28 protein-coding genes are annotated in these 26,682 nt (G+C 63.4%); 11 read left to right on the forward strand and 17 right to left on the reverse strand.

Annotation, left to right across the window (positions count from 1 at the left end; genetic code table 11):
- Positions 1 to 188 precede the first annotated feature (188 nt).
- Positions 189 to 1,388 carry a tyrosine--tRNA ligase gene (gene tyrS, locus QMX96_RS16035; protein WP_054915947.1) on the reverse strand — a complete coding sequence of 400 codons (1,200 nt, stop codon included), beginning with the start codon at positions 1,386 to 1,388 and terminating at the stop codon, positions 189 to 191.
- Positions 1,389 to 1,598: 210 nt separating this feature from the next.
- Here tyrS and QMX96_RS16040 point away from each other — a divergent pair, with 210 nt between their 5' ends.
- Both QMX96_RS16040 and QMX96_RS16045 read left to right on the forward strand, forming a co-directional pair.
- Positions 1,599 to 3,011 (forward strand): peptidoglycan DD-metalloendopeptidase family protein, encoded by a 1,413-nt coding sequence (locus QMX96_RS16040; RefSeq protein ID WP_282362051.1) that lies wholly within the window; start codon positions 1,599 to 1,601, stop codon positions 3,009 to 3,011.
- A gap of 3 nt (positions 3,012 to 3,014) precedes the next feature.
- On the forward strand, positions 3,015 to 4,106 hold the full coding sequence (locus QMX96_RS16045) for an anhydro-N-acetylmuramic acid kinase (RefSeq protein WP_282362052.1): 1,092 nt from the start codon (positions 3,015 to 3,017) through the stop codon (positions 4,104 to 4,106).
- Between the two features lie 55 nt (positions 4,107 to 4,161).
- On the opposite strand, the gene erpA is transcribed toward QMX96_RS16045, so the two are convergent.
- Entirely contained in the window at positions 4,162 to 4,512 is a 351-nt protein-coding gene (gene erpA, locus QMX96_RS16050) for an iron-sulfur cluster insertion protein ErpA (RefSeq protein ID WP_043859834.1), read from the reverse strand.
- A 156-nt stretch (positions 4,513 to 4,668) separates the two neighbouring features.
- Positions 4,669 to 5,703, reverse strand: a complete 1,035-nt coding sequence (argC, locus tag QMX96_RS16055) for an N-acetyl-gamma-glutamyl-phosphate reductase (RefSeq protein WP_043859833.1) — start codon at positions 5,701 to 5,703, stop codon at positions 4,669 to 4,671.
- Positions 5,704 to 5,842: 139 nt separating this feature from the next.
- On the opposite strand from argC, the gene hemJ reads away from it, so the two are divergent.
- From hemJ to QMX96_RS16095, 8 genes are all read left to right on the forward strand, one after another.
- On the forward strand, positions 5,843 to 6,268 hold the full coding sequence (hemJ, locus tag QMX96_RS16060; protein ID WP_043859832.1) for a protoporphyrinogen oxidase HemJ: 426 nt from the start codon (positions 5,843 to 5,845) through the stop codon (positions 6,266 to 6,268).
- A gap of 22 nt (positions 6,269 to 6,290) precedes the next feature.
- Positions 6,291 to 7,247, forward strand: coding sequence for a nitronate monooxygenase family protein (locus QMX96_RS16065; protein WP_054915948.1), 957 nt, complete (start codon positions 6,291 to 6,293; stop codon positions 7,245 to 7,247).
- A 27-nt stretch (positions 7,248 to 7,274) separates the two neighbouring features.
- A complete protein-coding gene (locus QMX96_RS16070) occupies positions 7,275 to 7,736 on the forward strand; it encodes a DUF805 domain-containing protein (protein ID WP_058541845.1) in 462 nt (153 codons plus the stop codon).
- A gap of 72 nt (positions 7,737 to 7,808) precedes the next feature.
- Complete coding sequence (locus QMX96_RS16075) at positions 7,809 to 8,582, forward strand: SDR family oxidoreductase (RefSeq protein WP_043859830.1); 774 nt, start codon at positions 7,809 to 7,811, stop codon at positions 8,580 to 8,582.
- 73 nt (positions 8,583 to 8,655) lie between these two features.
- Positions 8,656 to 8,994, forward strand: a complete 339-nt coding sequence (locus tag QMX96_RS16080) for a histidine triad nucleotide-binding protein (RefSeq protein WP_116052334.1) — start codon at positions 8,656 to 8,658, stop codon at positions 8,992 to 8,994.
- Between the two features lie 65 nt (positions 8,995 to 9,059).
- Positions 9,060 to 9,707, forward strand: a complete 648-nt coding sequence (gene coq7 / locus QMX96_RS16085) for a 2-polyprenyl-3-methyl-6-methoxy-1,4-benzoquinone monooxygenase (protein ID WP_054915949.1) — start codon at positions 9,060 to 9,062, stop codon at positions 9,705 to 9,707.
- Positions 9,704 to 10,744 (forward strand): DUF2157 domain-containing protein, encoded by a 1,041-nt coding sequence (locus tag QMX96_RS16090; RefSeq protein WP_058541843.1) that lies wholly within the window; start codon positions 9,704 to 9,706, stop codon positions 10,742 to 10,744. Before coq7 ends, QMX96_RS16090 begins: the two co-directional genes overlap by 4 nt.
- A complete protein-coding gene (locus QMX96_RS16095) occupies positions 10,741 to 11,196 on the forward strand; it encodes a hypothetical protein (RefSeq protein WP_088514308.1) in 456 nt (151 codons plus the stop codon). Before QMX96_RS16090 ends, QMX96_RS16095 begins: the two co-directional genes overlap by 4 nt.
- Before the next feature lie 34 nt (positions 11,197 to 11,230).
- On the opposite strand, the gene QMX96_RS16100 is transcribed toward QMX96_RS16095, so the two are convergent.
- The gene (locus tag QMX96_RS16100; RefSeq protein ID WP_043859826.1) at positions 11,231 to 11,653 is read right to left on the reverse strand and encodes an OsmC family protein; all 423 of its coding nucleotides are present in this window, start codon (positions 11,651 to 11,653) and stop codon (positions 11,231 to 11,233) included.
- A gap of 190 nt (positions 11,654 to 11,843) precedes the next feature.
- Between QMX96_RS16100 and crp the strand changes: the two genes are divergently transcribed.
- Positions 11,844 to 12,488: a cAMP-activated global transcriptional regulator CRP gene (crp, locus tag QMX96_RS16105; protein ID WP_043859825.1), complete on the forward strand. Its 645-nt coding sequence runs from the start codon at positions 11,844 to 11,846 to the stop codon at positions 12,486 to 12,488.
- On the opposite strand, the gene QMX96_RS16110 is transcribed toward crp, so the two are convergent.
- The 13 genes from QMX96_RS16110 to QMX96_RS16170 all read right to left on the reverse strand — a co-directional run bounded on the left by QMX96_RS16110 (position 12,485) and on the right by QMX96_RS16170 (position 26,645).
- Positions 12,485 to 13,189 (reverse strand): lipoate--protein ligase family protein, encoded by a 705-nt coding sequence (locus QMX96_RS16110; protein WP_058541841.1) that lies wholly within the window; start codon positions 13,187 to 13,189, stop codon positions 12,485 to 12,487. The genes crp and QMX96_RS16110 overlap by 4 nt on opposite strands.
- A gap of 52 nt (positions 13,190 to 13,241) precedes the next feature.
- Positions 13,242 to 14,078 carry an indole-3-glycerol phosphate synthase TrpC gene (gene trpC, locus QMX96_RS16115; RefSeq protein ID WP_054915953.1) on the reverse strand — a complete coding sequence of 279 codons (837 nt, stop codon included), beginning with the start codon at positions 14,076 to 14,078 and terminating at the stop codon, positions 13,242 to 13,244.
- Positions 14,075 to 15,124: an anthranilate phosphoribosyltransferase gene (gene trpD, locus QMX96_RS16120; protein WP_043863772.1), complete on the reverse strand. Its 1,050-nt coding sequence runs from the start codon at positions 15,122 to 15,124 to the stop codon at positions 14,075 to 14,077. Before trpD ends, trpC begins: the two co-directional genes overlap by 4 nt.
- 12 nt (positions 15,125 to 15,136) lie before the next feature.
- Entirely contained in the window at positions 15,137 to 15,730 is a 594-nt protein-coding gene (locus QMX96_RS16125; protein WP_043863771.1) for an aminodeoxychorismate/anthranilate synthase component II, read from the reverse strand.
- A 62-nt stretch (positions 15,731 to 15,792) separates the two neighbouring features.
- Positions 15,793 to 17,274, reverse strand: coding sequence for an anthranilate synthase component I (gene trpE / locus QMX96_RS16130; RefSeq protein ID WP_116052335.1), 1,482 nt, complete (start codon positions 17,272 to 17,274; stop codon positions 15,793 to 15,795).
- 70 nt (positions 17,275 to 17,344) lie between these two features.
- Positions 17,345 to 18,160, reverse strand: coding sequence for a phosphoglycolate phosphatase (locus tag QMX96_RS16135; protein ID WP_043863769.1), 816 nt, complete (start codon positions 18,158 to 18,160; stop codon positions 17,345 to 17,347).
- On the reverse strand, positions 18,157 to 18,831 hold the full coding sequence (rpe, locus tag QMX96_RS16140) for a ribulose-phosphate 3-epimerase (RefSeq protein WP_043863783.1): 675 nt from the start codon (positions 18,829 to 18,831) through the stop codon (positions 18,157 to 18,159). The genes QMX96_RS16135 and rpe overlap by 4 nt, the downstream gene beginning before the upstream one ends.
- Before the next feature lie 160 nt (positions 18,832 to 18,991).
- Positions 18,992 to 19,819, reverse strand: coding sequence for an ABC transporter permease (locus tag QMX96_RS16145; RefSeq protein ID WP_043863768.1), 828 nt, complete (start codon positions 19,817 to 19,819; stop codon positions 18,992 to 18,994).
- Between the two features lie 11 nt (positions 19,820 to 19,830).
- On the reverse strand, positions 19,831 to 21,078 hold the full coding sequence (locus QMX96_RS16150; protein WP_043863767.1) for an ABC transporter permease: 1,248 nt from the start codon (positions 21,076 to 21,078) through the stop codon (positions 19,831 to 19,833).
- Positions 21,079 to 21,143: 65 nt separating this feature from the next.
- A complete protein-coding gene (locus QMX96_RS16155) occupies positions 21,144 to 22,175 on the reverse strand; it encodes an ABC transporter substrate-binding protein (RefSeq protein ID WP_054915954.1) in 1,032 nt (343 codons plus the stop codon).
- 40 nt (positions 22,176 to 22,215) lie between these two features.
- On the reverse strand, positions 22,216 to 23,340 hold the full coding sequence (locus tag QMX96_RS16160) for an ABC transporter ATP-binding protein (RefSeq protein WP_043863765.1): 1,125 nt from the start codon (positions 23,338 to 23,340) through the stop codon (positions 22,216 to 22,218).
- Positions 23,341 to 23,610: 270 nt separating this feature from the next.
- Positions 23,611 to 24,240 carry a response regulator transcription factor gene (locus tag QMX96_RS16165; RefSeq protein WP_282362054.1) on the reverse strand — a complete coding sequence of 210 codons (630 nt, stop codon included), beginning with the start codon at positions 24,238 to 24,240 and terminating at the stop codon, positions 23,611 to 23,613.
- Positions 24,241 to 24,242: 2 nt separating this feature from the next.
- Positions 24,243 to 26,645 carry a sensor histidine kinase gene (locus tag QMX96_RS16170; RefSeq protein ID WP_043863763.1) on the reverse strand — a complete coding sequence of 801 codons (2,403 nt, stop codon included), beginning with the start codon at positions 26,643 to 26,645 and terminating at the stop codon, positions 24,243 to 24,245.
- Positions 26,646 to 26,682 lie beyond the last annotated feature (37 nt).

A 26,682-nucleotide genomic window follows, 5' to 3' on the forward strand; every position in this document is an offset into this window, starting at 1 on the left:
ACCTCCAGCCTGACCTGAAACGTCCAACTCGTTGATATTCAAGGAGTTTTTCGTTCCGACTGCGCCGGAAGTGGGGCGAATTATAGAGAGATTAAATCGTGCGTCAAGGGCTAATTTGAAACTTTCGCAAAACAAAGCAAACCCAGCCCTTCTCTAATATAGGAAGGGCGGCTTACGCCGCCCTCTCTTTATTCAGCCTTCAGACTGATACGTGCAAACGCCTTCTTGCCCGCCTGACACACATGGGTGGAGCCCAGCTCGAAGACGAAGCCACGATCAACGACCTCACCATCGACCTTCACGCTTCCTGCCGCCAGCAGATCACGGGCTGCCGCCGAGTTCTTGACCAGGCCCGCCTTGTTCAGCACAGCAGAAATCGGCATGGCCTCGGCAGCCAGCACGTCGATCTGCGGCAGGTCCTCCGGCAGCTCGCCATCCTTCATGCGATTACCCGCTGCGCGGTGGGCATTGGCCGCAGCCTCCTCACCATGGAAGCGTGCCACGATCTCTTCAGCCAGCTTGATCTTGATATCCCGCGGGTTGGCACCAGCAGCCACTTCAGCACGGAACCCATCGATCTCTTCCATGGAGCGAAAGCTCAGCAGCTCGAAGTAACGCCACATCAACGTATCAGGGATCGACACCAGCTTGCTGTACATCACCCCTGGTGCTTCCTGGATACCTACATAGTTACCCAGCGACTTGGACATCTTCTTCACGCCATCCAGCCCTTCGAGCAATGGCATGGTGACGATGTTCTGCGCCTCCTGGCCGTAGCCACGCTGCAGCTCGCGCCCCATCAGGAGGTTGAACTTCTGGTCGGTACCGCCCAGCTCGACATCGGCCTTCAGCGCCACCGAGTCATAGCCCTGCACAAGCGGATAGAGGAACTCGTGAATCGCGATCGGCTGGTTGCTGGTATAGCGCTTGTCGAAGTCGTCGCGCTCGAGCATGCGCGCCACGGTGTACTGTGAAGCCAGGCGAATGAAGTCGGCCGGGGTCAGCGCGTCCATCCAGGTAGAGTTGAACGCGACCTCGGTCTTGGCCGGATCAAGAATCTTGAACACCTGCTGCTTGTAGGTCTCGGCGTTCTCCAGCACCTGCTCGCGGGTCAGCGGCGGACGTGTGGCGCTCTTGCCGCTCGGGTCACCGATCATGCCGGTGAAGTCGCCGATCAGGAAGATCACCTGATGCCCCAGCTCCTGGAACTGGCGCAGCTTGTTAATAAGGACGGTGTGCCCCAGGTGCAGATCCGGCGCAGTCGGGTCGAAACCCGCCTTGATCCGCAGCGGTTGCCCGCGCTTGAGCTTCTCGACCAGTTCGGCCTCGACCAGTACCTCTTCCGCACCACGCTTGATCAGCGCTAGCTGCTCTTCAACCGACTTCATAACAGACCCGCAAGGCTCAGATTCAAAGGGCCCCAACCATACAAGATCAGCCATCAAATACAAGTTTTTGCCCCGGATGTGACCGCACACCCGACTGATGACGTCTGCGCGCTTGCGCTGAAGGGGATTTGGTTATATTTTATACAGTTATTTCATCTTCATCATGTCATTCATCTTTTCCAATCCATCTTTTTCAAAGTCAATCTACCTATGACCAACGAACCGACTAAAGCGCCTCCGCTTTATCCGAAGAGCCACCTGTTGGCCGCCAGCGGTATCGCCGCCCTGCTCAGCCTGGCCTTGCTGGTGTTCCCCTCCAGCGAGGTCGAAGCCAAGAAAACCACCCTTAACCTCGAGCTGGAATCCCCTGCCGAGCAGCTGAAGCAACAGGAAACCACCCAGGCCGACGTCCGCGAAGAAACCACCGCCTCGCCGTTCGCCCAGATTGACACTGCCCCCGCGCCCACCGAAGAAACCGCCAAGACCGAACCCACCCCAACTGCCGAACCCGCCAAGGATCCAAGCCACCGCGAAGTCACCGTGGCCCGTGGCGACACCCTGTCGACACTGTTCGCCAAGGTCGGCCTGCCGGCCAATGTGGTGCACGAGGTGCTTGCCAGCAACAAGCAGGCCAAGCAATTCAGCCAGCTCAAGCATGGCCAGGTACTGGAAATCGAACTGGACAAGGACGGCCAGCTGGCCAGCCTGCACAGCAAGGTCAGCGATCTCGAGACCATCCGCCTGACCAAGGGCGACAAGGGCTATGCCTTCAACCGTGAAATCACCAAGCCAGTGGTTCGCTCGGCCTACGTGCACGGCATCATCAAGAGTTCGCTGTCGGCTTCCGCGCAGCGTGCCGGCCTGAACCATTCGCTGACCATGGACATGGCCCGCATCTTCGGCTACGACATCGACTTCGCCCAGGACATCCGCCAGGGTGACGAATTCGACGTGATCTACGAACAGAAAGTGGTCAATGGCAAGGTGGTCGGCAACGGCAACATCCTGTCGGCACGCTTCACCAACCGCGGCAAGAGCTTCACTGCGGTGCGCTATACCAACAAGCAGGGCAATACCAGCTACTACACCGCCGACGGCAATAGCATGCGCAAGGCGTTCATTCGTACCCCGGTGGACTTCGCCCGTATCAGCTCGCGCTTCTCGGCAGGTCGCAAGCACCCTATCCTGAACAAGATCCGCGCCCACAAGGGCGTCGACTATGCAGCGCCGCGCGGCACGCCGATCAAGGCCGCCGGTGACGGCAAGGTACTGCTGGCCGGTCGTCGCGGAGGCTACGGCAACACCGTGATCATCAAGCACGGCAATACCTACCAGACCCTGTACGGGCACATGCAGGGCTTCGCCAAGGGCATCAAGACCGGCGGCACGGTCAAGCAGGGCCAGGTGATCGGCTACATCGGCACCACGGGGCTGTCCACCGGGCCGCACCTGCACTACGAGTTCCAGGTCAATGGCGTGCACGTCGACCCGCTCGGACAGAAGCTGCCAATGGCCGATCCGATCGCCAAGGCTGAACGCCAGCGCTTCCTGCAGCAAAGCCAGCCGCTGATGGCGCGCATGGAACAAGAGAAGGCCACCATGCTGGCCTCGGCCAAGCGCTAAGCCATGGCCCTGTATCTGGGAGTGATGTCCGGCACCAGCCTCGATGGCCTGGACATCGCCTTGATCAGACAGGAGCAGCGTCTCACGCTGCTCGCCACCCATTACATTCCGATGCCCCAGGCGCTGCGCGACGACTTGCTCGCGCTGTGCGCCAGCGGCCCCGACGAAATTGCCCGCGCCGCCCTGGCCGAGGCTGCCTGGGTGAAACTGGCCGCCGAGGGCATTCAGCAATTGCTGGCCGAACAGCACCTGCAGCCTGCAGATATCCGCGCTATTGGCAGCCACGGACAGACCATTCGCCACGAGCCTGCCCAGGGCTTCACCGTGCAGATCGGAAACCCGGCGCTGCTGGCAGAGCTGACCGGGATTACAGTGGTCAGCGATTTTCGCCGCCGCGACGTGGCTGCCGGCGGCCAGGGGGCCCCCTTGGTGCCGGCCTTTCACGAAGCGCTGTTCGACAATCAGGGCGAGCGCCTGGCAGTACTCAACGTCGGCGGCTTCAGCAACCTGAGCCTGATCGAGACCGGCAAGCCGGTCAGCGGCTTCGACTGTGGCCCGGGCAACGTACTGCTGGATGCCTGGATCAACGAGAAACAAGGTCACGGCTATGATGCCGACGGCGCCTGGGCGGCCACAGGCCACGTCATCCCCGGGCTGCTCGCCAGCCTGCTCAGCGATCCGTTCTTTGCCGGCACCGGTCCCAAGAGTACCGGCCGCGAGGTGTTCAACCTGACATGGCTGCGCAAGCACCTGGCCGGCCAGCCCCCCGGCAGCGATGCCGACGTGCAGGCCACCCTGCTCGAACTTACCGCCCATAGCATCGTCAGCTCGCTGCAGGCGGCGCAGACAGCCACCCAGGCGCTGCTGGTCTGTGGCGGCGGCGCCCACAACAGCACACTGATGAAGCGTCTGGCCTGCCTGCTGCCCAACGCCCGGGTCAGCAGCACTGCCATCAACGGCGTCGATCCAGACTGGGTGGAAGCCATGGCGTTCGCCTGGCTGGCACACTGCTGCCTGGAGGGCATCGCCGCCAACCGCCCCAGTGTCACTGGCGCCAAGGGCCTGCGCGTCTTGGGCGCGATCTACCCCGCCTGAACGCACACAGCAAAACGCCGCGCAGAGGCGCGGCGTCAGCAGTACTGCCTGTAACTCAGATCGAGAACGAAGAGCCGCAACCGCAGGTGGTGGTGGCGTTCGGGTTCTTGATGACGAAACGCGAACCTTCCAGACCTTCCTGGTAGTCCACTTCCGCGCCCGCCAGGTACTGGAAGCTCATCGGGTCGACCACCAGGGCAACACCCTCGCGCTCGACGATGGTGTCGTCTTCAGCCACATCTTCGTCGAAGGTGAAGCCGTACTGGAAGCCCGAGCAACCGCCACCGGTCACGAACACGCGCAATTTGAGGCGATCATTGCCCTCTTCATCGACCAGGGTCTTCACCTTGTGCGCGGCACCCTGCGTGAATTGCAAAATCGTGGGGGTGAAGGATTCGACGCTCATGCTGACTTTCTCCCGGCGCTGTTGCCGCCTTAATGCGTGATGACGCGCATTATCCGCTTCTCCGAGAAAATCGGTCAACAATAGAAGCAGCGGCAGGCCGCAAGCGACAAGCGGCAAATGCCGCCCTATGCCCGCTTGCAGCCCGCCAGTTGCGCCTTAAGGCAGCAGCCCGGCGTGGGACAGGCCCATACGCTCGTCCAGACCGAACAGAATGTTCAGGTTCTGTACCGCCTGGCCCGAGGCCCCCTTCACGAGGTTGTCGATTACCGACAACACCACTACCAGATCACCTCCTTGCGGGCGATGCACGGCAATGCGGCATACGTTGGCCCCGCGCACGCTGCGGGTTTCCGGGTGGCTGCCGGCTGGCATCACGTCGACGAACGGCTCATTGGCGTAGCGTTTTTCGAACAGCGCCTGCAGGTCGACCGAGGTGTCGGCGACGGTGGCATACAAGGTCGAATGAATACCGCGGATCATCGGCGTCAGGTGAGGCACGAACGTCAGGCCGACATCACCACCGGCTGCCCGGCGCAGGCCCTGACGGATCTCGGGCAGATGGCGGTGGCCTTTCACCGCGTAGGCCTTCATGCTTTCACCGGCTTCACAGAACAGCGAGCCAACGCTGGCACCGCGGCCCGCACCACTGACCCCAGACTTGCAGTCGGCAATCAGGCGCGAGGCATCAGCAATGCCCGCTTCCAGCAACGGCAGGAACCCCAGCTGGGTCGCGGTGGGGTAGCAACCCGGCACGGCGATCAGGCGGGCGCTGCGGATCTGCTCGCGGTTCACCTCCGGCAGGCCATACACCGCATCCTTGAGCAGCTCTGGCGCGCCGTGGGGCTGGCCGTACCACTGCGCCCACTCATCGGCGTCCTGCAGTCGGAAGTCGGCCGACAGGTCGATGACCTTGGTGCCGGCTGCCAGCAACTCGCCGGCCAGTGCATGGGCCACGCCGTGCGGGGTGGCGAAGAACACCACGTCACAGGCCGCCAGGGTCTTGGTGTCCGGCACGCTGAAAGCCAGGTTGTCGTAGTGGCCACGCAGGTTCGGGTACATCTCGGCCACCGGCAGGCCCGCTTCGGAACGCGAGGTGATGACTGCCACTTCAGCCTGTGGATGCTGTGCCAACAGACGCAGCAGCTCGACACCGGTGTAACCCGTGCCGCCGACGATACCGACCTTGACCATATACCTGCCCCTTTCAACGAACCGACTGGAAAACCACGGATAATATGGGCCCACAGCCTTGGTAACAACCGTTCGGGTGACGCCTGCACACACAAGCCACTACTATCTGACGACCGTGAACCTGAAGGACTACCTAAAAATGCTGTTTCTCTGGATCAAAGCCCTGCACATCGTCAGTGTCGTCTGCTGGTTTGCCGGCCTGTTCTACCTCCCTCGCCTGTTCGTCTATCACGCCCAGAGCCAGGACACCATCAGCCAGGAACGCTTCGTCACCATGGAGCGCAAGCTGTACCGCGGCATCATGGGCCCGGCAATGATCGCGACTTTCGTGTTCGGCATCTGGCTGCTCAGCCTCAACCCCGACTTCCTCAAGCAGGGCTGGATGCACGCCAAGCTGACCCTGATCATTCTGCTGACCGGCTACCATCACATGTGCGGCGCCAACGTGAAGCGCTTCGCGCGCGGCGAAAACACCCGCAGCCATGTGTACTTCCGCTGGTTCAATGAAGTGCCTGTGGTCATCCTGTTGCTCATCGTCATCCTGGTCGTGGTCAAACCGTTCTGATCCTCCACTCCGAGAGCCCGCCATGTCATTGCCCGCCCTGCTTGAACAACGCCTGCGCCTGCCCGTGGTGGTAGCGCCGATGTTCCTGATTTCCAATCCACAGCTGGTCCTGGCCTGCTGCAGCAATGGCGTGGTGGGCAGCTTCCCGGCGCTCAACCAGCGTGACAGTGCCGGCTTCAGGGCCTGGCTGGAGCAGATAGAGGCGGGCCTGGCCGGGCTCGACAACCCCGCGCCCTATGCGGTGAACCTCATCGTGCACCCCAGCAACCCGCGCCTGCAGGCCGATCTTGCGATCTGCATCGAGCACCGCGTGCCCATCGTCATCACCAGCCTGGGTGCGGCAAAGGAAGTGGTCGATGCCGTCCACGGCTATGGCGGCCTGGTGTTCCATGACGTCACCACCCGGCGCCATGCCGAGAAAGCCGCCGAGGCCGGCGTGGACGGCCTGATCGCCGTGGCAGCGGGCGCCGGTGGTCACGCCGGTACGTGGAGCCCTTTTGCCCTGATTGCCGAAATTCGCCAGTTCTTCGACAAGACGCTGCTGCTGGCAGGCTGCCTGAACCGCGGCCACGAAGTTCTGGCCGCGCAACTGCTGGGCGCAGATCTCGCGTACATGGGCACCCACTTCATTGGCAGTACCGAAAGCCAGGCGCCTGACGCCTACAAACAAATGCTGCTGGATGCCAAGGCAGCCGATATCATCCACACCGCCGCAGTGTCCGGGGTGCCGGCCAGCTTCATGCGTCAGAGCCTGGAAAACGCCGGGTTCGACCTCAACGCTCTGGGCAAGTCGGGCGAAAGCCGGCTCAAGCCACTGGATGACGAGGCCAAGGCCTGGAAGACCGTATGGTCCGCCGGCCAGGGCGTCGGCGCCATCGACAGCCTGGGCACGGTTGATCAACTGATCGCTCGACTCGACCACGAATACCGCCAGGCCCAGGCCGCGGCGATCCAGCTGGGCCAGCACAGGCCTGGCTGAACCACTCTCAACGGCAAAGGAAGCCCGATGCGCGACACCTACATCAACCCCCTTCAACTGAACAACGAAAAACTCAGGGTCATGAGCGTGCGCGGCCGCATTGGCAGGGTGCGGCTACTGGCCTGGAGCCTGGTGCTGATTGGCGCAGTGTTCGGGACGGTGCTGCTGGTCGCACTGATGTCCTCGCTCTCCAAAGACCTGGCCGCCGCCATCGTGCCGATGTTGCTGGCCGCCAAGATCTTCAGCCTGGTGTTCATCGCCCGGCGCCTGAACGACCTGGGCTTCAATGGCTGGTACAGCCTGTTGACCCTGATCCCCTACTACATCGGCAACCTGGTTTTCCTGGCCCTGCTGTTGATTCCCGGCAACCCCGCCAGCAATCGTTACGGGCCGCCACCGCCCCCCAACACCAAGGCGGTTATCGTGGTGGCCTCGCTGTGGATACCGTTCATGGCGTGGGGTATCTACATGACTGCCCTCAACGGCTGACCGCAGCCTTTACCCGCTCCAGTCTGTAAACTAGGCGCCAGCCGCACCGCCCCCTGCCGATTGGAGAACTGCATGACCCGTTACGCCATGATCACCGGCGCCTCCAGTGGCCTGGGCCTGGCATTGGCCGAGGCCCTCGCGCGCCGGGGGCGCAACCTGATACTGGTGGCCCGGCAGCGCGATCTGCTGGAAAGCATCGCCCTGGAACTGACCCAGCGCTTCGGCGTGGAAGTGCTACTGCGCGCCTGCGACCTGGGCGAGCCATTGCGCCTGTCCGGCTTTCTGCTGGAGCTCGAGGAAGGCGACAGACAGATCGACCTGCTGGTCAACTGCGCCGGCATCCGCACCTACGGGCACTTCCTGGCCCAGGAATGGGGCGACGAGCAGGACATCATCGAGGTCAACATCCTCGCCCTCACCCGCCTGTGCCATGCGCTGGGCAACGCGATGGCGGTGCAGGGTGGCGGGCAGATCCTCAATGTCGCGTCGCTGGCCGCCTTCGCTCCCGGCCCCTGGATGACCACCTATGCGGCGAGCAAGGCTTATGTGCTGCATTTTTCCGAAGGCCTGCGCGAGGAACTCAAGCAGACTGGTATCAAGGTTTCGGTGTTATGCCCCGGCCCGGTTCGATCGCCGCTGCGGCGCATCCCCCGGCTGGACAACGGCAACCGCTGCATGAGCCCCGAGGAAGTGGCCCTGTACACCGTGCGCGCACTGGAAAAGAACCGCGCACTGATCATCCCCGGTCGGCGCAACCGCTGGCTGGCCGCCAGCCCGCGTTGGCTGTCGCGCTGGCTTGCGCGCAAGCTGGCCGGCGCAATCAACCGGGCCTACTGCCCACGCTGAAGCGAATCGGCACTGGGCGAGCAAGCGGCGCCTGAGTACACTCAAGTCCGAACCCCACCATGGAGCAAGCGTTGTGGAAACTCTGTTCACCAAGATCATCAACCGGGAGATTCCGGCCAGGATCATCTACGAGGACGACCAGGTTCTGGCCTTCCACGATATCGCCCCCCAGGCGCCGGTGCACTTTCTGGTCATCCCGAAAAAGCCGATCCGCACCCTCAACGACCTCACCGAAGAAGACAAGGGTCTGGCCGGTCATATCCTGTTCACCGCCCAGCGACTGGCCCGGGAACTGGGTTGCGAGGAAGGTTTCCGCGTGGTGATGAACTGCAACGAGCAGGGTGGACAGACCGTCTACCACATCCACATGCACGTGCTCGGCCAGCGCCAGATGACCTGGCCGCCGGGCTGATCCAACGCAAGCCCTGTCATCTGGATTGGGTTAAACTGTCGGGCACATTCTTGCGGAGGTGCCCGATGGCTACCGAACGTCACTATTCGCCGCTCGACCGCTTGTTGCTGCAGGCCGATACCGCCATGCGCACCTTGCTCCCCTTCAGCGGCCAACCGTCCCGCCCGTCGCCTGCGATCATCCAGCCAGACGCCGACCTGAGCGACGACCAGACCCGCCACGTCGCCGGCCTGATGCGCATCAACCACACCGGTGAAGTCTGTGCCCAGGCGCTGTACCAGGGCCAGGCCCTGACTGCCAAGCTGCCGCAGGTACGCAAGGCGATGGAACATGCCGCCGAGGAAGAAATCGACCACCTGGCCTGGTGCGAGCAACGCATCCGCCAACTGGGCAGCCACCCGAGCGTTCTCAACCCGCTGTTCTATGGCATGTCGTTCGGCATCGGCGCTGTCGCCGGCCTGATCAGCGACAAGGTCAGCCTCGGTTTCGTCGCGGCCACCGAGCACCAGGTGTGCAAGCACCTGGACGAGCACCTGGAACAGATCCCGGCCGAGGACGAAAAGTCCCGCGCAATCCTCGAACAGATGCGCGTTGATGAAGAGCAGCACGCCGAGTCGGCACTGGATGCCGGCGGCTTTCGCTTCCCCGCACCGGTCAAGTTCGGCATGAGCCTGATGGCCAAGGTCATGACCAAGAGCACCTATCGAATCTGATGGAACACTTCGATGCCAGGGACCTGGCCCGCGCCGTCGATGCCGGCGTACTGAACCCGGGCCAGGACAAGGCCCTGCTTGAATTCCTCAAGCGCCAGCCCGCACAACGGCCCAGTTTCCAGCTGGCCCATGTCGCGTTCTACTTCGGCGCCCTGCTGATCATGGGGGCCATGGGCTGGCTGCTGAGCGAGGCCTGGATGCGCATCGGCGACAGCGCACTGTTGCTGATCGCGTTGGCCTACATGGCCGTGTTGACCGGCGGTGGCCTGGCACTTCAGCGCCGCGGCCAGCGTATTCCTGCCGGTCTGCTGGCAGCGGTGGCGGTCAGCATCGTACCGCTGGCGGTGTTCGCCCTCGAGCGCCTTACCGGCTTCTGGCCCCTGGACGATACCCAGACTCACTACCACAGCTACTACACCTACGTGCAGGGCGGCTGGCTGCTGATGGAAGCGGCCACCGTGATCGCCGGCCTGCTGATGCTGCGCCTGATCCCCTTCCCGTTCATCGTGATGCCCATCGCCGTGGCGCTGTGGTTCATGTCGATGGACCTGACCGAGTGGATCTACGGCGAGCCGTTCAACTGGGCGCAACGCCAGAAGGTTTCGCTTTGGTTCGGCCTCGGCCTGTTGCTGGTGTTCCTCGGCATCGATGGCCGAACCCGCGAGGACTATGCGTTCTGGGGTTATCTGGCCGGGCTGCTGGCCTTCTGGGGCGGGCTGACCTCGATGGACAGTGACAGCGAGGTCGGCAAGGCGCTGTACTGCCTGATCAACCTGGGGCTGATGGCGGTCGCCGTGCTGCTGCGCCGGCCATTGTTCATGGTGTTCGGGGCCATGGGCGTTTCGGCCTACCTTGGCTACCTGTCGTATGACGTATTCGCCGACTCGCTGCTGTTCCCGGTAGTGCTGAGCATGATCGGCCTGGGGGTCATCGGCCTTGGCCTGCTCTACCAGAAGCATCGCGAACGCCTGAGTACAAACCTTCGCGCACTGCTGCCGAACGGCCTGCTCGACCTGTTGCCGGGGCTTCGTCGATGAGGGTGCGCCTGCTGCTGATTCGAGCGCTGCAAAGCATGGGGTTGGTGCTGGTGGGCTACCTGTTCATCTTGGCGATGACCGCAAGCCTGCGCGAAACGCCCTTCAGCATGTCGTTGCCCTATCTCGGCGATTCCGACAACAGCGCGCTGGATCTGGCGCTGTTCTGTGTACCCGGAATGCTGCTGTTCGTGTTGCTGGGCAGTATCATCCGCCGGCGCCGCGTATTAGGCGGCGTGTTTGCTGCCATTGCGGCCGTCAGTGCCTGGCTGCTGTGCGAGTTGTTCTCCACCGCGTTCGGCAATACCTGGAGCACAAGCGAAGTACTCGGGCTGCTGGTGCTGAACCTGCACTGGTGGTTGCTGGCGCTGGTACCGGGGCTGATGCTGCTGTTTGCGCTGGAGCGCTTCGCCAGCAAGGCTGGCTCCTACAAGGGAAGCGGCATCCGCCTGTAGCAGCCCGCGTTACCGGCGAATGGCCACGCGACGATCAACCCAGCTCGACAATCTCGTAGGCGTGGGTGATCTCGACCCCGGCGCGCCCCAGCATGATCGATGCCGAGCAGTACTTCTCGGCCGACAACTCCACCGCGCGCTTGACCTGGGCCTCCTTCAGGCCGCGGCCCTTGACCACAAAGCGCAGATGAATCTTTGTGAACACCTTGGGGTCCTCGTCGGCCCGCTCGGCCTCGAGAAACGCCTCGCAGCTCTCTACCGCCTGGCGCGATTTCTTCAGAATGCTCACCACGTCGAAATTGCTGCAGCCACCCAGGCCCAGCAGGAGCATCTCCATCGGCCGCACGCCCAGGTTGCGCCCACCACTCTCGGGTGGACCATCCATGACCACTACATGGCCACTGCCCGATTCGCCAAGAAACATGGCTTCGCCTGCCCACTGGATACGCGCCTTCATCACCCGGATTCCCTTGCTTTGAAAAAAGGCTGTCAGCTTAGACCTTGCGCGCACGTGCGAAAAGGCTAAGCGTTCGAGTAAATATGCCGATACACCTACAGGCGTCTGATAAGCTGGCGCCAAACTGCTGGCACCCGCGCCCAGCGGTCGACAAGAATGCCCACGCGTCGCGTCTTTCCAGGATTCAGCCATGGTTGCAACAACCCTTCCAGCCAAGATCAAGAACATCGACAAGTTGCTCGCCCACTGCCAGCGTCGCCGCTTTGCAGCCAAGAACAACATCATCTGCGCTGGTGATCGGGCCGATACCCTGTCGTTCATCGTCAAGGGCTCGGTGACCATCCTGATCGAGGACGAGGAAGGCCGCGAGATGATCATCGCCTACCTCAACAGTGGCGATTTTTTCGGTGAGCTGGGCCTGTTCGAACCCATCGGCAAGGAACACCAGCGCAGCGCCTGGGTACGCGCCAAGACCGAATGCGAAGTGGCTGAAATCAGCTACGAGAAATTCCGTGAACTGGCCCGCCAGGACCAGGACATCCTTTACGCCCTGGGCAGCCAGATGGCCCAGCGCCTGCGCAACACCACGCAGAAGGTGGGCGACCTGGCGTTTTTCGACGTGACCGGTCGGGTGGCCCGCTGCCTGCTGGAGCTGTGCAAGCAGCCCGATGCCATGACCCACCCCGACGGCATGCAGATCAAGATCACCCGCCAGGAAATCGGCCGCATCGTCGGCTGCTCGCGAGAGATGGTCGGCCGCGTGCTCAAGGACCTCGAAGAACGTAACCTGGTGCATGTCAAAGGCAAGACCATGGTGGTCTTCGGCACCCGTTAATCGCGCTCGATCGCCGCGATCACCTGCGAGTAGGCCTGCTCCAGGCGCGCCAGCAGCGGTGCCTGGGGCACCACTTCATGCAGGGCGATATGACTGTCGGCGCGGCAGCGCTGCTCAAGCTCGCAGCATTCATTGAAGCGATTGACTGCCGCCACCATCGACTCCCGCTCGTTGTCCAGCAGCAAGGCGCCATGCACCAGCACCACCGGGCGCTTGCCGCCCAGGCCCTGACGCCAGCGCTGCGCCGTGCCGACCAGCTTGCGACCATTGAGGTTGACGTTGTAGCGCCCATCGCAGAACGCCCCCTCGATCTCCCCCACCGACGCCAGCCCGCCCCATTCGCGCAACACCTCGCATAGCGGCAGGCACAGGCGCTCGTAGGCCTTCTCGATACGACCGTGATCACCCTCGCTGCGCGGCGCCACATACACCAACGCGATATTGATTGTCGCAGCCGACTGCGGCACTGGCTCACCGCCGGTCTCGCGCAGCAGCACCGGCCAGCCGGCAACGGCCAATTCGGTGCAGGCGGCCTCGAAACCTTCCAGCCGGCTCATGCGCCGCGGCATCACCAGCGCGCGGTCCGTCGGCTGCCAGAACAGCAGGCCATGTTGCTTTTCGCCCTTGCACACAGCCGCCAGCAGGTCCTGCTCGGCCTGCAAGCCCGCCTCCACCGTCACCGCAACAGCTTGTTCAGTCATCACACCCACCTTGTCGATACAAAAAAGCCGGCAACGCCGGCTTCAGTGTGGATCAGTCCAGGCCTTGCGCCGGGTTGTGCACCACGCGCTCGGGGAAGAACAGGCGCTGCAGTTCCAACCCCGGGTGCTCGGCACGCATGAACGCTTCGCCCACCAGGAACGAGTAGACCTCGTTGATCTCCATCAGCTCGACGTCTGCCCGATTGAAAATGCCACTTTCGGTGATTGCCAGGCGATCACGCGGGATGCGCGGCAGCAGGTCGAGGGTGGTTTCCAGGCTCACCTCGAAGGTGTGCAGGTTGCGGTTGTTCACGCCCACCAGCGGTGTATCCAGGGTTTTCAGCGCACGCTCCAGCTCGTCGCCGTCGTGCACTTCGACCAATACATCCAGCCCTACGCTCTTCGCCGTGGCCGCCAGCTCGGCCATCTTCACGTCATCCAGCGCCGAGACGATCAGCAGCACGCAATCGGCACCCAGCGCACGGGCCTCGACGATCTGATAAGGATCGATCATGAAGTCCTTGCGGATCACCGGCAACGTGCACGCGGCGCGCGCCTGCTGCAGGTATGCATCGGCGCCCTGGAAGTAATCGATATCGGTAAGCACCGACAGGCAGGTGGCCCCGCCCTTTTCATAACTGACGGCAATGTCGGCCGGCACGAAGTCTTCGCGAATCACGCCCTTGCTCGGCGATGCCTTCTTGATCTCGGCGATCACTGCCGGCTGCTTGCGCTTTGCCTGCTCGATCAGCGCATTGGCGAACCCGCGCGGCGCATCGGCGACGGCCGCCAGGCGCTCGAGTTCAGCCAGGCTGACGCGGGCACTGCGCTCGGCCACTTCCTGAACCTTGCGCGCCAGGATGTTTTCCAGAACCGTCGGTACGCTCACTCTTCATTCTCCTGCTTGAATACCGCGGTAAAGGCGCCCAGCTCTTCGAGCTTTTCTCGCGCCAGCCCGGTGTGCAGTGCATCATGGGCCAGCTCGACGCCTTGCTTGAGGCTCATGGCATGGTCGGCGGCATACAGCGCAGCGCCGGCATTGAGCACGATCATTTCTGCCGCCTTCTGACCGTTTTCGGTCTTGCGGCGCCCCAGGGCATCGCGAATCAACTCCAGCGACGCGGCCGGGCTGTCTACCGCCAGGCCGTGCAGGCTCTGGCTCTTCATGCCCAGGTCTTCGGGCTCTACCCAGTACTCGGTGATTTCGCCGTTCTTCAGTTCCGCAACGAAGGTCGGCGCGGCCAGGCTGAATTCGTCCAGGCCGTCCTTGGAGTGCACCACCAGCACATGCTTGCTGCCCAGGCGTTGCAGCACCTCGGCCAGCGGCCGGCACAATGCCTGGGTGAACACGCCGACCACCTGGTGCCTGACCCCGGCCGGATTCGTAAGCGGGCCGAGCATGTTGAACAGCGTGCGCAGCCCCAGGTCACGACGCGGGGCGGCGGCATATTTCATCGCCTTGTGGTGGGTCTGGGCGAACATGAAGCCGATACCGACGCTGTCGATGCAACGCGCGACCTGCACCGGCGTCAGGTTCAGGTAGATACCGGCGGCCTCGAGCAGGTCGGCGCTGCCGCTCTTGCCCGATACCGCACGGTTGCCGTGCTTGGCCACGGTGCAGCCGGCAGCGGCCACGACAAATGCCGAGGCGGTGGAAACGTTGAAGATATTGGCGCCGTCGCCACCGGTACCGACCACATCGACCACCTGGTCCAGGGTCTGCAGTTGTACCTGGTCGGCCAGCTCGCGCATTACCGATACCGCACCGACGATCTCGTCGATGCTTTCGCTCTTCATGCGCATGCCCATCATGAAGGCGCCGATCTGCGCCTCGCTGCACTGGCCGGTCATGATCTCGCGCATCACATCGCGCATTTCCTCGGTGCTCAGGTCCAGGTGACCGACGATGCGGCCCAGCGCGCTCTTGATATCCATGGTGTCAAATCCTTAGCGGCGGCCGCCGGTCTGCTTGAGGAAGTTGGCGAACAGCTCGTGGCCCTGCTCGGTGAGGATCGACTCGGGGTGGAACTGCACCCCTTCGATGTTCAGTGTCTTGTGACGCAGGCCCATGATCTCGTCGACCGAGCCGTCGTCCAGGGTGGTCCAGGCAGTCACTTCCAGGCACTCGGGCAGCGTTTCGCGCTTGACCACCAGGGAATGGTAGCGGGTCACCGTCAACGGGTTGTTCAAGCCTGCGAACACACCCTGGTCGATGTGCGACACGGGGCTGGTCTTGCCGTGCATCACCTGGCGCGCCCGTACCACATCACCGCCAAAGGCCTGGCCGATGGACTGGTGGCCCAGGCACACGCCCAGGATCGGCAGCTTGCCGGCAAAGTGCAGGATGGCTTGGAGCGATACACCGGCCTCGGTCGGGGTGCACGGGCCAGGAGACACCACAATGCGCTCGGGTTGCAGTGCCTCGATCTGGGCGATGGTCAGTTCGTCATTGCGAATGACCTTGACCTCTGCACCCAGCTCGCCGAAGTACTGCACGACGTTGTAGGTGAAGGAGTCGTAGTTGTCGATCATCAGTAACATCTGGGTCAACCTCTTGAGTCTGGCGACTCTGAATTCTGTGTTGCGCCGCAGCGGCGCCCTTCTCAGCTGAGCGGTGTCTGTTCAGCCAAGGCTACCGCGCGGAACATCGCCCGACGCTTGTTGATGGTTTCTTCCCACTCCAGCGCCGGCACCGAGTCGGCGACGATGCCGCCACCAGCCTGCACATGCAGCTCACCGTCCTTGATCACGGCGGTGCGGATGGCAATGGCGGTGTCCATGTTGCCGTTCCAGGCCAGGTAGCCGACGGCGCCGCCGTACACGCCACGCTTGACCGGCTCCAGCTCGTCGATGATTTCCATGGCGCGGATCTTCGGCGCCCCCGACAGGGTACCGGCGGGCAGAATGGCGCGCAGCGCGTCCATCGCGCTCAGGCCCTGCTTGAGCTGGCCGGTGACGTTGGACACGATGTGCATCACGTTGGAGTAACGCTCGATCACCATCTTCTCGGTGACCTTGACCGAGCCGGTCTCGGAAACGCGACCGGTGTCGTTGCGGCCCAGGTCGATCAGCATCAGGTGCTCGGCGATCTCCTTGGCGTCCGACAGCAGGTCCTGCTCCAGCGCTCGGTCGGCCTCCTCGTTGGCACCACGCGGCCGGGTGCCGGCGATCGGGCGCACGGTGACCAGGTTGTCTTCGACCCGCACCAGCACTTCCGGCGAGCTGCCCACCACATGGAAGTCGCCGAAGTTGAAGAAGTACATGTACGGCGTGGGGTTGAAGCAGCGCAACGCGCGGTACAGGTCGATGGGCGCGGCCTTGAAGTCGATGGACATGCGCTGCGAGGGCACCACCTGCATGCAGTCGCCGGCCAGGATGTACTCCTTGACGGTATCGACGGCGCGTTCGTAGTCGGCCTGGGTGAAGCTTGAACGAAACTCCGGCTCAGCAGCCAGAGGGCCGCCCAGGGCCAGGCCGCGACGCGGGGCGATCGGCTGGCGCAGTTGTTCGAGCAGTTCTTCAAGACGCGCCAGGCCATTTTCGTAGGCGTTGTCCTGAGCGGGGTCGGCCAGCACGATGGCGTGCATCTTGCCGGCCAGGTTGTCGAACACCACCACGGCGTCCGACACCATCAGCAGGATGTCCGGCACGCCCAGCGGATCGGGATTAGGGCACTTGCCCAGGCGCTTCTCTACATAGCGCACGCAGTCGTAGCCGAAATACCCCACCAGGCCACCGTTGAAGCGCGGCAGGCCGTCGATGGTCGGTACGTTGTAGCGTTCCTTGAACGTCTCGACGAAGGCCAGCGGGTCTTCGACTTCATGCTGTTCGATCTCGACACCGTCATGGGTGATGCGCACCTGATGGTCATGCACGCGCAACACGGTGCGACATGGCAGGCCGATGATCGAATAACGCCCCCACTTCTCGCCGCCCTGCACCGATTCGAGCAGGTAGGAGTTGGGCTGGTCGGCCAGTTTCAGGTAGATCGACAGCGGCGTGTCGAAGTCGGCCAGGGTTTCGCAGGCCAGGGGAATGCGGTTGTAGCCGGCAGTGGCCAGGCGCAGGAATTCTTCGCGGGTCATGATAGCCTCGTGGCAATGGGGCAATAAGTCGTACAGGCAAACGCGCCGGATCAGGCCGGCCAGAAAAAAGTCAGGCGCGCCAACGCCAACGGGCCAGGGCCTTGATGACTTTCATCCAGAGTTTGCCGGGTGCCACCACGATGGAATCTCTATCAGGGGGGGATTGATCGTCCGACATTAGCTCAGTGGCCGAATCTAAGCAACCAGGCAGCAGCGCGCGCAGGTCATCGATCACCAGCGCGGGCGACTCCTCGCTGATCGGGCGGCCATGGTTGTAGCCGTAGCTGAGCGCCACGCATTGCACCCCTGCCGCCCGGGACGCCAGCACATCACTGCGCGAGTCGCCCACGAACAGCGCCTGGGCCGGCGCCACGTTGGCCATCTGCATCACGAACAGCAATGCGGCGGGGTCGGGTTTCTTCTGCGGCAGGGTGTCGCCGCCGATGATCCAGCGAAAGTATCGCCCGATCTTCATCTGGTCCAGCAAGGGAGCGACGAAGCGCTCCGGCTTGTTGGTGATCAGGGCCATTTCCACGCCCTGCTTGTGCAGCCACTTGAGGGTGTCACGCACGCCGGGGTAGACCACCGTCAATTCATGGTTGTCGGCATAGGCCTGCATGAACAGCTCGAGCCCGCGCGCGGCCTCATCGTCGTCCACCCCGGCATGCTCGATGCTGCCGGCCAGGGCGCGGCGCACCAGCACCTGCACGCCATTACCGACCCATTCGCGCACGGCGGCGACACCGGCGGGCTGGCGCCCCATTTCGAGCAGCATGTGATCCACGGCGGCCGCCAGGTCCGGCACCGAATCGATCAGGGTGCCATCCAGGTCGAACATCACCAGCTTGGGCAGGCCCCCGGGGAACAGCTGCTCGAAGCCGCTCATGGGCGGGCCAGGGCCAGTTCGGCGTGCATCCTGGCGATCACCTCTTTGTAGTCCGGGGCATTGAAGATCGCCGAGCCGGCCACGAAGGTGTCGGCGCCAGCAGCGGCGATTTCCCGGATATTGTTGACGTTGACCCCACCGTCGATCTCCAGGCGGATATCACGTCCGCTGGCATCGATCAGTGCGCGGGCTTCGCGCAGCTTGTCGAGGGTGGCCGGAATGAACTTCTGGCCGCCAAAGCCCGGGTTGACGCTCATGAGCAGGATCATGTCGACCTTGTCCATCACGTACTTGAGCGCATCCAGCGAGGCAGCCGGGTTGAACACAAGGCCCGCCTTGCAGCCGCCGTCACGGATCAGCTGCAGCGAGCGATCGACGTGCAGGGTGGCGTCGGGGTGGAAGGTGATGTAGGTGGCGCCGGCTTCGATGAAGTCGCCGATGATGCGGTCCACCGGGGTGACCATCAGGTGTGCGTCGATCGGCGCGGTCACGCCGTACTTGCGCAGGGCGCTGCACACCATCGGACCGATGGTCAGGTTGGGAACGTAGTGGTTGTCCATCACGTCGAAGTGGACGATGTCGGCGCCGGCTTCGAGCACCTTGTCGACTTCTTCGCCCAGGCGGGCAAAGTCGGCTGAGAGGATGGAGGGGGCAATAGCGTAGGGCTGCATGGCGCACCTGTTGGGCAGAATCACGGTGGCGCGCATTGTACCTCAGGCAAACCGTCAGGGGCTGACTGGCATCAAGCCTGGATCAGGATCGGTGGTGCCCACTTCGCCGACAAGGCCGGCTCCTACAGGAGCCAGCCCTGCCGGCGAAGGGTCGTCTGTTTCAGCCCGGCTGTTGGGTACGCAGCTTCTCGCCACGCCCGCGCAGCCATTCCAGGGTCAGCAACAGTACCACCGAGAACGCGATCAGCAAGGTCGCCGCTGCAGCAATGGTCGGGCTCAGGTTCTCGCGGATACCGCTGAACATCTGGCGTGGCAGCGTGGCCTGCTCCGGCCCGGCGAGGAACAGCGTCACCACCACCTCGTCGAACGATGTCGCGAAGGCGAACAGGGCCCCCGAGATCACACCCGGGGCGATCAGCGGCAGGGTCACCCGGCGGAACGTGGTGACCGGCGAGGCGCCCAGGCTGGCCGCAGCCCGTACCAGGTTGTGGTTGAAGCCCTGCAGGGTGGCCGACACCGTGATGATCACGAACGGTACACCCAGCACCGCATGCACCAGAATCAGCGAGGTGAAGCTGTTGCCCAGGCCCAGCGGGGCGAAGAACAGGTAGCTGGCCACACCGATGATCACCACCGGTACTACCATCGGCGAGATCACCAGCGCCATCACCAGCGATTTGCCGGGGAAGTCGCCACGGGTCAAGCCGATCGAGGCCAGGGTGCCGAACACCATCGCCAGCAGCGTCGCGGCCGGGGCCACGATGATGCTGTTCTTGAGGGCGCGCATCCACTCGGCCGAACCGAAGAAGTCTTGGTACCACTGCAGCGAGAAGCCTTGCAGCGGATACACCAGGAAGCTCCCCGAGTTGAACGACAACGGGATGATCACCAGTACCGGCAACACCAGGAACAGCAGCACCAGCCCGCAAAGGATGCGCAAACTGTAGTACCAGACCCGTTCGACGGGCGACATGTAAGGGCTCAGCATGACAACGCTCCTCAGCTCAGACGCAGGCGGCTTGCGCCAACCAGCCAGCTATAGATCAGGTACAACAGCACGGTGGCCAGCAACAGCAACCCGCCCAGCGCGGTGGCCATGCCCCAGTTGATGCTGGTGTTGGTGTAGAAGGCGACAAAGTAGCTGACCATCTGGTCGTTCGGGCTGCCCAGCAGTGCCGGGGTGATGTAGTAGCCGATCGCCAGGATGAACACCAGCAGGCAACCTGCGCCGACGCCGGCATAGGTCTGCGGCAGGTACACCCGCCAGAAGCTGGCGAACGGATGGCAACCCAGGGAGATCGCCGCACGCATGTAGGTCGGGGAAATGCCCTTCATCACGCTGTAGATCGGCAAAATCATGAACGGCAGCAGAATGTGGACCATCGAGATGTACACGCCGGTACGGTTGAACACCAGTTCCATCGGCTTGTCGATCAGCCCCAGCGCCATCAGGCCGCTGTTGATCAGCCCCCCGGACTGGAGCAGCACGATCCACGCCGCCACCCGCACCAGGATCGAGGTCCAGAACGGCAGCAACACCAGGATCATCAGCAGGTTGCTCTGCCGGGTCGGCAGGTTGGCCAGCAGGTAGGCCAGCGGGTACGCCAACGCCAGGCAGATGACGGTGATCACCAGGCCCATCCACAGGGTGCGGGCAAAGATGTCGAGGTAGATGGCCTGGTCCGGTGTGGTCGGCGCCAGCTCGCCCAGGTCATCGATACGGTGGTCCACCGAGGCCAGCAGGTAGAACGGCGTCACGCTGCTGGTGTTGCGGCGGATCGCCTGCCAGTAGGCCGGGTCGCCCCAACGCTCGTCCAGCTCCTGCAACGCATCCTTGTAGGATTGCGGCTCGGTCTTGAACGGCAGGGCCCTGGCAGTCTTGGCCAGCAGGCTGCGGTAGCCGGCCAGCTCCATGTTCAGACGCTTGGAAACATCGCCCAGGGTCTGGTTCTTGCGCGATTCGGCGAGGTCTTCGCTGAGGGCCTTGTACACGTCCTCGCCAGGCAGGCTCTTGCCGTCCCATTCAGCCACCGCGGCGACGGTGCGCGGCAAGCCGCCAACCACCTCGGGGTTGCCGACGCTCTTGTACAGCAGCGCGGCGATCGGCACGATGAAAACCAGCAGCAGAAACACTGCCAGCGGTGCGATCAATGCTTTTGCCTTCCAGCGGTTGACGCGTTCAGCACGCGCCAGGCGCTTCTTGAGGTTGGAACCTGCGCCTTCGTTCAGGGGCACTGCGATGGCCATAGCGAACTCCGAAAATCTTGGAAACAAGAGGCGTCAGCACGATGCCGACGCCCCATTGGCACGGCTTACTTGGCCGCCCAGGCGTTGAAGCGTTGTTCCAGCTGCTCGCTGTTGTCAGCCCAGAACACCACGTCGATCTGCACCTGATTGGCGATGTTCTCCGGCGTGGTCGGCATGTCCTTCTTGACCTCGTCCGTCAGCAACGCCACGGCCTTGCTGTTGGCCGGACCGTAGGCGATGTTCGAGGAGAACACCTTCTGCTGCTCGGGCTGGATCGAGAAGGCGATGAACTTCTTGGCGTCCTCGAGGTTTTTCGCGCCCTTCGGAATGGCCCAGGCATCGAAGTCGTAGATACCGCCGTTCCATACCACCTTCAGGTTGCTTTCCTTCTGCACCGCAGCGATGCGACCGTTGTAGGCCGAGCTCATCACCACGTCGCCCGAGGCCAGGTACTGCGGCGGCTGTGCACCTGCTTCCCACCACTGGATGTTTGGCTTGAGGGCGTCGAGCTTCTTGAAGGCGCGGTCCTGGCCTTCCTTGGTGCCCAGCACCTTGTAGACGTCTTTAGGTGCCACACCGTCGGCCATCAGCGCGAATTCCAGGGTGTACTTGGCACCCTTGCGCAGGCCGCGCTTGCCCGGGAATTTCTGGGTATCCCAGAAATCCGCCCAGCTGGTGGGCGCAGTCTTGAGTTTGTCGGCGTTGTAGGCCATGACGGTCGACCACACGAAGAAGCCCACGCCACACGGCTGGATGGCGCCGGCCACATAGTCGGACTCATCGCCGAACAGGGCCGGGTCGAGCTGCTCGAACATGCCTTCGTCACAACCGCGGGCCAGTTCCGGCGACTCCACCTCCACCAGGTTCCAGCTCACGCTCTTGGTGTCGACCATGGCCTTGACCTTGGCCATTTCACCGTTGTAGTCGGCGGGGATGATCTTGCCGTTGCCGGCCTTTTCCCACGGCTCGTAGAACGCCTTGACCTGGGCGGCCTTGTTGGCCCCCCCGAATGCGACCACGGTCAGGTCGGCGGCGATGGCCTGGCTTGCTGCAAACAGGCCCAGGGTCAGAGCGGTCAGCTTCAAGTGTTTGTTCATTATTGTTCTCTCCGCGTTGCTGGGATGGGTGAGGCGATCCTCACTGGGCTTCCAGAATAGGATCGAGTGCGCGACCGTGCTCGACCTCCCAGCCCAGTGGCACCACATCGCCCACGGCCAGGGCCGGGTCGAGCTCGGCGATGGGTTGCTTCACGAAGAAGTCCGCCTTGCCGCACACTTCCAGACGCACCCGCACGTGGTCGCCCAGGTAGATGAATTCGGCCACCCGCCCAGAGAAGCGGTTGACGCAGCTTTCGCTGTGACCGTTCAGGCGCACGCGCTCCGGACGGATCGACAGGGTGACCGGCTCGCCCGGCTGGCCGACGTTGACGGCCAGTGCCTCGACCTTCTCGCCACGGGGCAGCGCCACCAGGCAGCGATCGCCGGTCTGGCTGAGCAGGCGCCCGTTGATACGGTTGTTCTCGCCGATGAAGTTGGCCACGAAGGTATTCTTCGGCTCTTCATACAGGGTGCGCGGGTCGGCGATCTGCTGGATCTCGCCCTGGTGGAACACGGCCACGCGGTCGGACATGGTCAGCGCTTCGCCCTGGTCGTGGGTCACGTAGACCACGGTCACGCCCAGACGCTGGTGCAGGTGCTTGATTTCCATCTGCATGTGTTCGCGCAGCTGCTTGTCGAGGGCGCCGAGGGGTTCGTCCATCAGTACCAGTTGCGGTTCGAACACCAGGGCGCGAGCCAGCGCAACACGCTGCTGCTGGCCGCCGGAAAGCTGGCCGGGGTAGCGCTGGGCGAAGGTTTCGAGCTGCACCATGTTCAGCACGCGCTTGACCCGCTCGCTGATGTCGGTCTTGCTCAGGTTGCGCACGCTCAGCGGGAAGGCCAGGTTCTCGGCCACGGTCATGTGCGGGAACAACGCATAGTTCTGGAACACCATGCCGATGTCGCGCTTGTGCGGCGGCACGTTGTTGATCGAACGCCCGTCCAGCAGGATCTCGCCGGCGGTAGGGGTTTCGAACCCTGCCAGCATCATCAGGCTGGTGGTCTTGCCCGAGCCCGAGGGGCCGAGCAGGGTCAGGAACTCGCCTTTGCGAATATCCAGATTCAGGTCTTTGACGATCAGCGACTCGCCGTCGTAGCTCTTCTGCACACCACGGAAGCTGACCAGCACTTCGCCGGTTGCAGCGTTCGAATTCACCTCACTCATACCTGCACCTTCTTGTTGGATGACTGCTGTGACCCAAGACTAGAGAAGGCAGAAGGTGGCGCAAATCGGGGGTGCTGAGAGAATGCCATCAGCCGGATGGAAACTTGCGGGTAGGGATTGCCCTACAAGGGTGGCGTTTTCAGACACGTTGATAGCCGTGCTGCCCCCTTCGTTGGCAAGCCAGCCCCCACAAGGTTTGTCGGTACACGCCGAACCTGTGGCGGCTGGCTTGCCAGCGAAGGGATCAACCCGATGTCGTTTTTGGAACACTCACACCAGCTTGTGCTCCATCGCATACTTCACCAGCTCGGCCAGCGAAGTCACATTCAGCTTCTGCATCAGGCGCGCCTTGTGGGTGCTGATGGTCTTGTTGCTCAGCGCCAGCTGCTGGGCAATGTCGTTGACGTTCGCCCCCTGGGCCAACCGTTCGAACACCGAGAACTCGCGCTCCGACAGCATCGAGTGCAGGGGGCGCGAATCCGTCAGCCCCACCTCGAACACCATGCGGTCGGCCAGGTCCGGATCGATGTAGCGCCCGCCCCCCGCCACCCGGCGAATCGCGGTCAGCAGCAGCGGCGGATCACTGTCCTTGGTCGCGTACCCCGCCGCGCCGATCTTCAGCGCCCGCGCCGCCATCTGCGCCTCGTCATGCATCGACAGCACCAGGATCGCCGGCGGCGCGCTCAACGCGCGAATTCGCGGTATCGCCTCCAGCCCGTTCACCCCCGGCATCGAGATATCCAGCAACACCACCTCGCATTCGGTGTGGCGCAAGGCTTCGAGCAACTGCTCGCCATTGCCGGCCTCGCCCACCACCTGCATGTCCTTGGCCAGGCCGATCAACTGCTTGATGCCCTCGCGCACGATGGTGTGGTCTTCGGCAACCAATACTCGAATCACTGTCAGCTCCTGTCGTTGTTCAGGGGGATGCGTACGCTCAACGTGGTGCCCTCGCCCGGTTCGCTGTCCAGGCGCATGCTGCCGCCCAGCATCAGCACGCGCTCGCGCATGCCCACCAGGCCGAACGAGGTCGGGCGCTGGTCACTCTGCACGAAACCCACGCCGTCGTCGCTGATGGTCAGGCACAGCATCGCACCGTCCAGGCCCAGGTTGATCTGCACAGTATGCGCGTGGGCGTGGCGCATGACGTTGGTCAGGGCCTCCTGCAGAATGCGGAACAGGCTGGTGGCCTTGGCGTCGCTGAGCGGCGGCAGGTTGTCCGGTACCTCGACCAGGCACGGGATCTGCGTGCGGGCCTCGAAACGCCGGGCCTGCCACTCGATGGCCGAGGCAATGCCGGCATCCAGAATCGGCGGGCGCAAGGCCGTGGCGACGTCGCGCACCAGCTGGAACAGCTGCGCGATCAGGCGCTTCATGCTGCCCAGGCGCTCGTTCAGGCCCGGGTCCAGCCCGGCATAGGCCAGCTCGCACATCGAGGTTTCCAGCTTGAGCACGGTCAGCATCTGTCCGAGCTCATCATGCACCTCGCGGGCGATCCGCGCTTTCTCTTCCTCGCGCACGCTCTCCAGGTGCGCCGACAGTTCGCGCAGCTGCTCCTGGGAGCGCGCCAGTTCCAGCTCGGCGCGCTTGCTCTGGCTGATGTCCCATACCACCCCGTCCCACACCACGCGGCCGTCGCGCAGATTGCGGGTACTGGCCTTGATGTCGGCCCAGCGCTGCTCACCCTGGCGCGTGACGATGCGGCCCTGCCACGACCAGTCCTGGTCGGTGGCCAGCGCCTGGTCCTGCACGCGGTGATAGTCGGCGCGGTCTTCGCTGTGCACCAGGTTGCGCAAGCCCATGTCCGGGTGCTGCAGTTCGATGGGCGAGTAGCCGACCAGGGCCTCGCTGCCTTCGCTGATATAGGGGAACTCCAGGTCGCCGATCGCCGGGTTGCGTTCCAGCCGGAACACCAGCCCCGGCACGTTGCCGGCAATGCCCTTGAGCCGCGCCTCGCTCTCGCGCAGCGCCGCCAGGGCACGGCGGCGCTCGGTGACGTCATTGATGAACACCACCAGGTATTCGGCATCGCGAAAGCGCAAGAAGCTCAACGACACATCCACCGGTACCAGGCTGCCATCGGCGCGCAGGCACTGGGTCTCGAAGCGCTGCGCCGCCTCGTCGCTGGCCCGTGCACGCTTCCAAAGGTCCAGCCAGCGGTCCATGTGCAGGTTGGGCTCGATATCGATCAGCGGGCGATCGTTCAGCGCCCCCGAGGTATAGCCGAGCATGCTTTCGACCGCGCGGTTGGCGTAGCGCACATGGCTGTCCCAATGCACCCACAGGATGCCCACGGTGCTCTGGTCGAGGGAGAACTGGCTCAGGCGCAGCGCCTCTTCGCGGGCCAGGCGCTTGGCGATGTTTTCCCGCGCAGCCAGCAGATTGAGTTCCAACTGCTGTTGCTGGCGCCGCTGCCAGATCACGATGAAGACGCAACTGAAGAACAGCGCCGCGAACAGCAACGCCAGGTTCTGCCAGAACCCCGGTGACTCGCTCAGGCGCGGGTAGCGGGGTTGCAGCCAGCGGTTGTGCAACTGCTCCAGGTCCTTGGCCGGGATGGCCTGCAGGCCGACCTCGATGATGTCGGCCAGTATCGGCCAGTCACGCCGTGAGCCCACCCGCAGCAACTGCGGCAAACCGATGTCGCCCACCACCACCAGATCGCTGAATTCGTTCTCGCGCGACAACCGGCTCAACTGCGCTTCATCCAGCACCGCGTAGCGCACCTGCTCGCTGAGCAACAGCTGCAAGGCCTGGCGCTCGGCCGGCACGCCTTGAAGATTCAGGTTGGAATAGGTCGCGCGCAGATAGTCGGCCAGTGAACTGGGCATGCGCACTGCCACCCGCTCGTTTTCGGCGAGCCGCTCCAGGTCCACTGCCATCGAGCCGTTGCGCGGGCCCACGATCAACTGCGGTACGCGCATGTAGGGGTCGCTGAACAACCAGCGACGCAGGCTGGCCGGGGTCTGGGTCAGCCCTGGCGCCAGGTCGATCTCGCCGCCGGCCAGGGCATGCTCGAGCGCGGCCTGGTCGGGGAAGTTGCGCCACGTCAGGTCCAGGTCCAATGCCCTGCCCAGCCAGTTCATCAGCTCGACGTTGACACCTGACAGCTGCTGCAGGCGCCGGTCGAACTGCGCGAACGGAGCCTGCAACACCAGGCCCACCCGCAAGCTGCGGTGCTGGTCGAGCCATTGCTGTTGCGCCGGGGCCAGGCGTACCGCAGCCGGTACGGATGCCTGCTCCGCGTTCGCCATAAAGGGCCAGCACAAGCAGCCGATAAACAACAGGCAGCGCAAACGCATCATCTTGAATCTCGTCAATGAAGGGACCGCCATCGAACAT

Origin of the sequence: Pseudomonas sp. PS01300 (assembly GCF_029960155.1) — a bacterium.
GTDB classification, from domain to species: Bacteria; Pseudomonadota; Gammaproteobacteria; order Pseudomonadales; family Pseudomonadaceae; genus Aquipseudomonas; species Aquipseudomonas palmensis.

Excerpts from the sequence above, each read along its gene's own strand:
- QMX96_RS16170 (WP_043863763.1), bottom strand. The coding sequence starts at position 26,645 with ATGATGCGTTTGCGCTGCCTGTTGTTTATCGGCTGCTTGTGCTGGCCC.
- tyrS (WP_054915947.1), bottom strand. The coding sequence starts at position 1,388 with ATGAAGTCGGTTGAAGAGCAGCTAGCGCTGATCAAGCGTGGTGCGGAA.
- QMX96_RS16045 (WP_282362052.1), top strand. The coding sequence starts at position 3,015 with ATGGCCCTGTATCTGGGAGTGATGTCCGGCACCAGCCTCGATGGCCTG.
- argC (WP_043859833.1), bottom strand. The coding sequence starts at position 5,703 with ATGGTCAAGGTCGGTATCGTCGGCGGCACGGGTTACACCGGTGTCGAG.
- QMX96_RS16125 (WP_043863771.1), bottom strand. The coding sequence starts at position 15,730 with ATGTTACTGATGATCGACAACTACGACTCCTTCACCTACAACGTCGTG.
- QMX96_RS16145 (WP_043863768.1), bottom strand. The coding sequence starts at position 19,819 with ATGCTGAGCCCTTACATGTCGCCCGTCGAACGGGTCTGGTACTACAGT.
- QMX96_RS16160 (WP_043863765.1), bottom strand. The coding sequence starts at position 23,340 with ATGAGTGAGGTGAATTCGAACGCTGCAACCGGCGAAGTGCTGGTCAGC.
- QMX96_RS16070 (WP_058541845.1), top strand. The coding sequence starts at position 7,275 with ATGCGCGACACCTACATCAACCCCCTTCAACTGAACAACGAAAAACTC.
- rpe (WP_043863783.1), bottom strand. The coding sequence starts at position 18,831 with ATGCAGCCCTACGCTATTGCCCCCTCCATCCTCTCAGCCGACTTTGCC.
- erpA (WP_043859834.1), bottom strand. The coding sequence starts at position 4,512 with ATGAGCGTCGAATCCTTCACCCCCACGATTTTGCAATTCACGCAGGGT.
- coq7 (WP_054915949.1), top strand. The coding sequence starts at position 9,060 with ATGGCTACCGAACGTCACTATTCGCCGCTCGACCGCTTGTTGCTGCAG.
- crp (WP_043859825.1), top strand. The coding sequence starts at position 11,844 with ATGGTTGCAACAACCCTTCCAGCCAAGATCAAGAACATCGACAAGTTG.
- QMX96_RS16065 (WP_054915948.1), top strand. The coding sequence starts at position 6,291 with ATGTCATTGCCCGCCCTGCTTGAACAACGCCTGCGCCTGCCCGTGGTG.
- QMX96_RS16135 (WP_043863769.1), bottom strand. The coding sequence starts at position 18,160 with ATGAGCGGCTTCGAGCAGCTGTTCCCCGGGGGCCTGCCCAAGCTGGTG.
- hemJ (WP_043859832.1), top strand. The coding sequence starts at position 5,843 with ATGCTGTTTCTCTGGATCAAAGCCCTGCACATCGTCAGTGTCGTCTGC.
- QMX96_RS16150 (WP_043863767.1), bottom strand. The coding sequence starts at position 21,078 with ATGGCCATCGCAGTGCCCCTGAACGAAGGCGCAGGTTCCAACCTCAAG.
- QMX96_RS16095 (WP_088514308.1), top strand. The coding sequence starts at position 10,741 with ATGAGGGTGCGCCTGCTGCTGATTCGAGCGCTGCAAAGCATGGGGTTG.
- QMX96_RS16155 (WP_054915954.1), bottom strand. The coding sequence starts at position 22,175 with ATGAACAAACACTTGAAGCTGACCGCTCTGACCCTGGGCCTGTTTGCA.
- QMX96_RS16110 (WP_058541841.1), bottom strand. The coding sequence starts at position 13,189 with ATGACTGAACAAGCTGTTGCGGTGACGGTGGAGGCGGGCTTGCAGGCC.
- QMX96_RS16100 (WP_043859826.1), bottom strand. The coding sequence starts at position 11,653 with ATGAAGGCGCGTATCCAGTGGGCAGGCGAAGCCATGTTTCTTGGCGAA.
- QMX96_RS16075 (WP_043859830.1), top strand. The coding sequence starts at position 7,809 with ATGACCCGTTACGCCATGATCACCGGCGCCTCCAGTGGCCTGGGCCTG.
- QMX96_RS16040 (WP_282362051.1), top strand. The coding sequence starts at position 1,599 with ATGACCAACGAACCGACTAAAGCGCCTCCGCTTTATCCGAAGAGCCAC.
- trpD (WP_043863772.1), bottom strand. The coding sequence starts at position 15,124 with ATGGATATCAAGAGCGCGCTGGGCCGCATCGTCGGTCACCTGGACCTG.
- trpE (WP_116052335.1), bottom strand. The coding sequence starts at position 17,274 with ATGACCCGCGAAGAATTCCTGCGCCTGGCCACTGCCGGCTACAACCGC.